We start from the raw sequence: 6,250 nt of genomic DNA, 5'->3' as shown, positions 1-6,250 counted from the left end.
TTCCAATCGAACCCGGAGATAGCTGGTTCTCCCCGAAATAGCTTTAGGGCTAGCCTCGGTGTGAGCGTCGTGGAGGTAGAGCACTGATTGGGTGCGGGGCCCGCAAGGGTTACCAAGTCCAGTCAAACTCCGAATGCCATAGACGTATGACCGGGAGTCAGACAGTGAGTGCTAAGATCCATTGTCAAGAGGGAAACAGCCCAGATCATCAGCTAAGGTCCCCAAGTGTGTGTTAAGTGGGAAAGGATGTGGAGTTGCCCAGACAACCAGGATGTTGGCTTAGAAGCAGCCACCATTTAAAGAGTGCGTAATAGCTCACTGGTCGAGTGACTCTGCGCCGAAAATGTAACGGGGCTAAACACACCACCGAAGCTATGGCATGTACCTTAGGGTACTTGGGTAGGGGAGCGTTGTGTATAGGTTGAAGTCAGACCGTAAGGACTGGTGGACGGTACACAAGTGAGAATGCCGGTATGAGTAACGAAAAGATCAGTGAGAATCTGATCCGCCGAAAGCCTAAGGGTTCCTGAGGAAGGCTCGTCCGCTCAGGGTAAGTCGGGACCTAACGCGAGGCCGAAAGGCGTAGTGGATGGACAACAGGTGGATATTCCTGTACCACCGTAGCCGTTATGAGCAATGGAGTGACGCAGAAGGGTAGTGACGCGGACTGATGGATGTCCGTCCAAGCAGTGAGGCTGATGAGTAGGCAAATCCGCTCATCGTAAGGCTGGGCTGTGATGGGGAGCGAAAATTACAGTAGCGAAGGTCATGAGCTCCAGCTGCCAAGAAAAGCTTCTAGCCAGGTGAAGGTGCCCGTACCGTAAACCGACACAGGTAGGCGAGCAGAGCATGCTAAGGCGCGCGGAAGAACTCTCGTTAAGGAACTCGGCAAAATGACCCCGTAACTTCGGGAGAAGGGGTGCCTCGGTAGGGTGAATAGCCCGAGGGGGCCGCAGTGAAAAGGCCCAAGCGACTGTTTAGCAAAAACACAGGTCTGTGCGAAGCCGTAAGGCGAAGTATACGGGCTGACGCCTGCCCGGTGCTGGAAGGTTAAGGGGAGCGGTTAGGGGCAACCCGAAGCTGTGAACCGAAGCCCCAGTAAACGGCGGCCGTAACTATAACGGTCCTAAGGTAGCGAAATTCCTTGTCAGGTAAATTCTGACCCGCACGAATGGCGTAACGACTTGGGCGCTGTCTCAACGAGAGATCCGGTGAAATTTTAATACCTGTGAAGATGCAGGTTACCCGCGACAAGACGGAAAGACCCCATGGAGCTTTACTGCAGCTTGATATTGGACTTTGGTACGATCTGTACAGGATAGGTGGGAGCCTTGGAAGCCGGAGCGCCAGCTTCGGTGGAGGCGCCGTTGGGATACCACCCTGATCGTATCGGAGTTCTAACCCACTACCGTGAATCCGGTAGGGGGACCGTGTCAGGCGGGCAGTTTGACTGGGGCGGTCGCCTCCTAAAGTGTAACGGAGGCGCCCCAAGGTTCCCTCAGAATGGTTGGAAATCATTCGTAGAGTGCAAAGGCATAAGGGAGCTTGACTGCGAGACCTACAAGTCGAGCAGGGACGAAAGTCGGGCTTAGTGATCCGGTGGTACCGCATGGAAGGGCCATCGCTCAACGGATAAAAGCTACCCTGGGGATAACAGGCTTATCTCCCCCAAGAGTCCACATCGACGGGGAGGTTTGGCACCTCGATGTCGGCTCATCGCATCCTGGGGCTGAAGTAGGTCCCAAGGGTTGGGCTGTTCGCCCATTAAAGCGGTACGCGAGCTGGGTTCAGAACGTCGTGAGACAGTTCGGTCCCTATCTGTCGTGGGCGCAGGAAATTTGAGAGGAGCTGTCCTTAGTACGAGAGGACCGGGATGGACGTACCGCTGGTGTACCAGTTGTTCCGCCAGGAGCACCGCTGGGTAGCTATGTACGGACGGGATAAACGCTGAAAGCATCTAAGCGTGAAGCCCCCCTCAAGATGAGATTTCCCAATTCGTAAGACCCCTGGTAGACGACCAGGTTGATAGGTCCGGGGTGGAAGTGCAGCAATGCATGCAGCTGACGGATACTAATCGGTCGAGGGCTTATCCTAAAACCTTCAGCTAAGACTTACCTTGCTTTGATTCGCATCCAGTTTTTAAGGTGCAATGCCTTGCGCTGCTGATCTACATTCCCTGATAGCTCAGTTGGTAGAGCACTCGACTGTTAATCGAGTTGTCACAGGTTCGAGTCCTGTTCGGGGAGCCATAGCTTGGAGAGGTGTCCGAGTCAGGTCGAAGGAGCACGATTGGAAATCGTGTAGGCGTCACAAGCGTCTCGAGGGTTCGAATCCCTCTCTCTCCGCCACTTCACCCCCAAAAGTGAAGTCTTTTCTAAGAAGGAGTTTCCGAGAACTTTTCGGGGCCCCGGATAACAGCATGGCCCGTTGGTCAAGGGGTTAAGACACCTCCCTTTCACGGAGGTAACAGGGGTTCGAATCCCCTACGGGTCACCAACTTTTTTAAAAGAATTGAAAATTAAAGCTTGATTTTAGCAGCGCTTTTGAGGTATACTAATAAATGTCGCTTCTAAAACTTGGACGCTTAGCTCAGCTGGGAGAGCATCTGCCTTACAAGCAGAGGGTCGGCGGTTCGATCCCGTCAGCGTCCACCATAATTGCTTATCGACGCGGGGTGGAGCAGCCCGGTAGCTCGTCGGGCTCATAACCCGAAGGCCGCAGGTTCAAATCCTGCCCCCGCAACCAATTCACCTTCGGAGTCTTCCGAGAAATCATGTGGAGCTGTGGTGTAGAGGCCTAACATGCCTGCCTGTCACGCAGGAGACCGCGGGTTCGAATCCCGTCAGCTCCGCCATTTAATACTCATGATAAGGCTCGGTAGCTCAGTCGGTAGAGCAGAGGACTGAAAATCCTCGTGTCGGCGGTTCGATTCCGTCCCGAGCCACCATTGTATCACCTTGGAATTGTATATGCCGGTGTAGCTCAACTGGTAGAGCAACTGACTTGTAATCAGTAGGTTGGGGGTTCAAGTCCTCTCGCCGGCACCACATGGAGGATTAGCGAAGTGGCTAAACGCGGCAGACTGTAAATCTGCTCTCTCTGAGTTCGGTGGTTCGAATCCATCATCCTCCACCAGTTTACCTTAGGGGCATAGTTTAAAGGTAGAACAGCGGTCTCCAAAACCGTTAGTGTGGGTTCAATTCCTGCTGCCCCTGCCAACTGAATATCTTGTTATTATGGCGGTCGTGGCGAAGGGGTTAACGCACCGGATTGTGGCTCCGGCATTCGTGGGTTCAAGTCCCATCGATCGCCCCATTTAACAAACTAAAACAAACCAAAAATGTTGGGGCATAGCCAAGCGGTAAGGCAACGGACTTTGACTCCGTCACCCCTAGGTTCGAATCCTAGTGCCCCAGCCATGAACGCGGAAGTGGCTCAGCGGTAGAGCATCGCCTTGCCAAGGCGAGGGTCGCGGGTTCGATTCCCGTCTTCCGCTCCATTTTTTTTTGGCGCCATAGCCAAGTGGTAAGGCAGAGCTCTGCAAAAGCTCTACCCCCAGTTCGAGTCTGGGTGGCGCCTCCACAAACCTTATATTTGCGCCCTTAGCTCAGCTGGATAGAGCGTTTGACTACGAATCAAAAGGTCAGGAGTTCGAATCTCTTAGGGCGCGCCATCTTTTTTTTGTGCAAAGAGAGAATTATGAACAAGCCGGTGTGGCGGAATGGCAGACGCGTTCGACTCAAAATCGTGAGCGTAAGTCAAAGATTTATCCGCTAAAGCCTTGGTATTACTGGATTCTTTAAAAGGTGTTCCAAAAGTTCTCTCCTGTAGTTCTCTCCTTTATCCAGAGGAGCGATGGAGACTATAAAATGTGCCGGTGTGGCGGAATGGCAGACGCGAACGACTCAAAATCGTTTGGGGAGACCCGTGGAGGTTCGAGTCCTCTCACCGGTACCACATTAATAACAAACAGTTCATTAGATTTAATTCTAATGGGCTTTTTTATATTTTTATGACCTCATTCATTGTATTGGCTGAAGAAACTTTGGAACTGTACTCTAAGTGAGAATAAATATTAGCTGTGGTGGAATAATCACTATGTCCCAACCACTCTTGGACTTCTTTCATGCTGACACCATTGCTCAAGAGCAGAGTAGCGCAGCTATGGCGAAGATCGTGAAAACGGATATGGCGCATGCCGTTCTTCTTCAGCACGAGAGCAAAATGTTGGGTAATATAGTTAGGCTTGATTCGCTCGCCCATAGCATTGACATAAATGTAACCAATATAGTCTTTGCAGTACGAATCCCTGAAGAGTTGATGATTTGTTTCCTGTTGCTGCTTCAATTGCAAAAGAAGGTCGTAGAAAGCATCTACAAGGGGCAGAGTACGGAGACTTGCCTTGTTCTTTGTTCGATCCTTCTCAATCGTGATCAACTTTCCATTCAGTGAACCAGAAGTGACCGTATGTCTGATCGTGATCGTTTTATTGAACAGATCAATGGCAGACCATTTTAGACCTACCACCTCACTCCGCCTTAATCCATAAAATGCTCCCAAGATTACAGCCAGCTCAATCTTGGTGCCTTTGATAATTTCTAAAAGTTGATTAACTTCTGAGGCACTGTATGAACTGCCCACAAAGGATTCCTTCTTCGGACGAATGATTTTGTCGGCAGGATTAGAACTAATTCGATCTGTGATGTATGCTTGTTGAAGTGCTGAACGAATATTGGCATGATAATGAATGACGGTGTTGGCGCTCACACCCCATTCATTTAAGGCATGGCTGTAAAAATCCTGAATATGGTGAGGTTTCAATTCCAGGAGTGTAATGCCTTTTTCTCGGAAGTAAGGAACGATGCGCTTCTCCACTGAATTAACATAGGATATATAGGTGATCAGTTCGACCCTATGCTTCACCGTGTCTAACCAATTCATCATGTAATCTGCAAATATGGACTGATCAACATCAGAATTTTCTTCATTGTTTTGCTTTCCTTGTTCTTTTTCTTCTTCAATTGTTTTTAATTTAAAATTTTTGCGAGCATCCATTAGCATGGACTCCGCTCTTTTCTTGTTTCCTTTGACGGGCAAGCCCGTAGCAATCCATTTACTTTTCCGCTTCCCCTCCTCATTTTTATAATTTAAGACGATATAGAAAAGACCTTTTTTTTCTTGTAGGTGGCCTGCAACCATGATTCATTTCCTCCTTGGTTAGCAACACCGATCCCACCATTGACACTTTAAATATACCATAGCAAAATTAATGATTCAATGCACTAAAGCGTCGCAGTGAGGAGTCGGTTGATGAGTCATTATGCTGTGGAGATAAGCAATAATGGTGGCTTTGGGGATTTTATACGCTCTGCCTATTTTGAAGTGATTGATTTTATTAGCTTGTAAGAGCTTGTATCCAGTTTTAATGCTGATTCCACCGAGCATTTCACACATCTGAACGACATTGACTACGTCCGGATAATCTTGAAACATGTGCGAATAAAAAATGAGTGCTGACTCATATGGAACGTCAGACTGGTCATGCATGTCACATGTCTCCTTTCATAGAAAAGAAGATTATGTATACGAAAAAAAACCTGTTTCAAGTTGCAGGTGGTTAGCCCACACATAACTTCATTTACAAAGCTCCCCCTCATCCGAGCGGGCTGCCCCCAATGCAGTGACGCTGGCCAGGCAGAAGTATCATTATCTCTTCCTGTAGATCATCGCGATTCACCTCACCACAAGATGATTCCAGCCAAAAGTTGATCGCTCAAGTTTATAACGAAAATAAACTGTCATGGCGCTTTCGCTGTGTCGCTATTGTATTTTTAACAGCCACAGGAAGAACGTACTCGTAACAGGAATATGTAATTGTCATGGTACAGGGTGAGTCGATTTGAGTAGATCAGCGATGCTAAGGAGAAAAAGTATTATCTGCTCACTTATTAATTGATGATTTTTGAATTGAAAGGCAACCATTGAGTTGAAATAAGTTAGTCGATTGATGGTTGCTTTTTAAAACCTTCTTCTTTTTTATAGTTGTAACGAGAAAGATCAAAGCGCCTAATTGCCATAATAAACTCAAGAACCATCTGTTGTTTGCAGTCTTCGTTAATGATGCCATTGTATCGAGCATATTTATTGATAAGCGGTTCGTAACGATTAATCAATTCGATTTCCGCTTCGTGGTCGCCTTTTTGAGCCAACTGGATTAACTCCATGACATCGCGCATTATATAATCCCTCC

Annotated in this window: 3 protein-coding genes, 16 tRNA genes and 1 rRNA gene (1 of these 20 running past the window's edge); 17 read left to right on the top strand and 3 right to left on the bottom strand. The window is 48.4% G+C overall.

Annotation, left to right across the window (positions count from 1 at the left end; all coding sequences use genetic code 11):
• The 17 genes from ABC336_RS07680 to ABC336_RS07600 all read left to right on the top strand — a co-directional run.
• A 23S ribosomal RNA gene (locus tag ABC336_RS07680) occupies positions 1-2,094 on the top strand; it begins 831 nt to the left of the window's first position.
• 79 nt (positions 2,095-2,173) lie between these two features.
• Positions 2,174-2,249, top strand: a tRNA-Asn gene (locus ABC336_RS07675).
• A 6-nt stretch (positions 2,250-2,255) separates the two neighbouring features.
• Positions 2,256-2,348, top strand: a tRNA-Ser gene (locus tag ABC336_RS07670).
• Positions 2,349-2,421: 73 nt separating this feature from the next.
• A tRNA-Glu gene (locus tag ABC336_RS07665) sits at positions 2,422-2,496 on the top strand.
• An 82-nt stretch (positions 2,497-2,578) separates the two neighbouring features.
• A tRNA-Val gene (locus ABC336_RS07660) sits at positions 2,579-2,654 on the top strand.
• Between the two features lie 14 nt (positions 2,655-2,668).
• Positions 2,669-2,745, top strand: a tRNA-Met gene (locus ABC336_RS07655).
• A gap of 32 nt (positions 2,746-2,777) precedes the next feature.
• A tRNA-Asp gene (locus ABC336_RS07650) sits at positions 2,778-2,854 on the top strand.
• A gap of 17 nt (positions 2,855-2,871) precedes the next feature.
• A tRNA-Phe gene (locus ABC336_RS07645) sits at positions 2,872-2,947 on the top strand.
• A 24-nt stretch (positions 2,948-2,971) separates the two neighbouring features.
• A tRNA-Thr gene (locus ABC336_RS07640) sits at positions 2,972-3,047 on the top strand.
• 3 nt (positions 3,048-3,050) lie between these two features.
• Positions 3,051-3,135 (top strand) — tRNA-Tyr (locus tag ABC336_RS07635).
• A 9-nt stretch (positions 3,136-3,144) separates the two neighbouring features.
• Positions 3,145-3,218, top strand: a tRNA-Trp gene (locus ABC336_RS07630).
• A gap of 21 nt (positions 3,219-3,239) precedes the next feature.
• Positions 3,240-3,315: transfer RNA gene (locus tag ABC336_RS07625), tRNA-His, on the top strand.
• Positions 3,316-3,344: 29 nt separating this feature from the next.
• Positions 3,345-3,419: transfer RNA gene (locus ABC336_RS07620), tRNA-Gln, on the top strand.
• Positions 3,420-3,424: 5 nt separating this feature from the next.
• Positions 3,425-3,499, top strand: a tRNA-Gly gene (locus ABC336_RS07615).
• A 9-nt stretch (positions 3,500-3,508) separates the two neighbouring features.
• Positions 3,509-3,582, top strand: a tRNA-Cys gene (locus ABC336_RS07610).
• 14 nt (positions 3,583-3,596) lie between these two features.
• Positions 3,597-3,673 (top strand) — tRNA-Arg (locus ABC336_RS07605).
• Positions 3,674-3,873: 200 nt separating this feature from the next.
• Positions 3,874-3,957: transfer RNA gene (locus tag ABC336_RS07600), tRNA-Leu, on the top strand.
• A gap of 45 nt (positions 3,958-4,002) precedes the next feature.
• On the opposite strand, the gene ABC336_RS07595 is transcribed toward ABC336_RS07600, so the two are convergent.
• The 3 genes from ABC336_RS07595 to ABC336_RS07585 form a co-directional block, all read right to left on the bottom strand.
• The gene (locus ABC336_RS07595) at positions 4,003-5,199 is read right to left on the bottom strand and encodes a site-specific integrase (RefSeq protein ID WP_155618003.1); all 1,197 of its coding nucleotides are present in this window, start codon (positions 5,197-5,199) and stop codon (positions 4,003-4,005) included.
• A gap of 75 nt (positions 5,200-5,274) precedes the next feature.
• Positions 5,275-5,547, bottom strand: coding sequence for a helix-turn-helix domain-containing protein (locus ABC336_RS07590; RefSeq protein ID WP_413238093.1), 273 nt, complete (start codon positions 5,545-5,547; stop codon positions 5,275-5,277).
• 449 nt (positions 5,548-5,996) lie between these two features.
• Positions 5,997-6,236 carry a helix-turn-helix domain-containing protein gene (locus ABC336_RS07585; protein ID WP_095398219.1) on the bottom strand — a complete coding sequence of 80 codons (240 nt, stop codon included), beginning with the start codon at positions 6,234-6,236 and terminating at the stop codon, positions 5,997-5,999.
• Positions 6,237-6,250: the final 14 nt, after the last annotated feature.

It is taken from the genome of Paenibacillus jepli (assembly GCF_047238105.1).
Lineage (GTDB): Bacteria > Bacillota > Bacilli > Paenibacillales > Paenibacillaceae > Paenibacillus_D.
The sequence above is the reverse complement of the archived record's forward strand: the minus strand, read 5'-3'. Positions and strand labels throughout refer to the sequence as shown.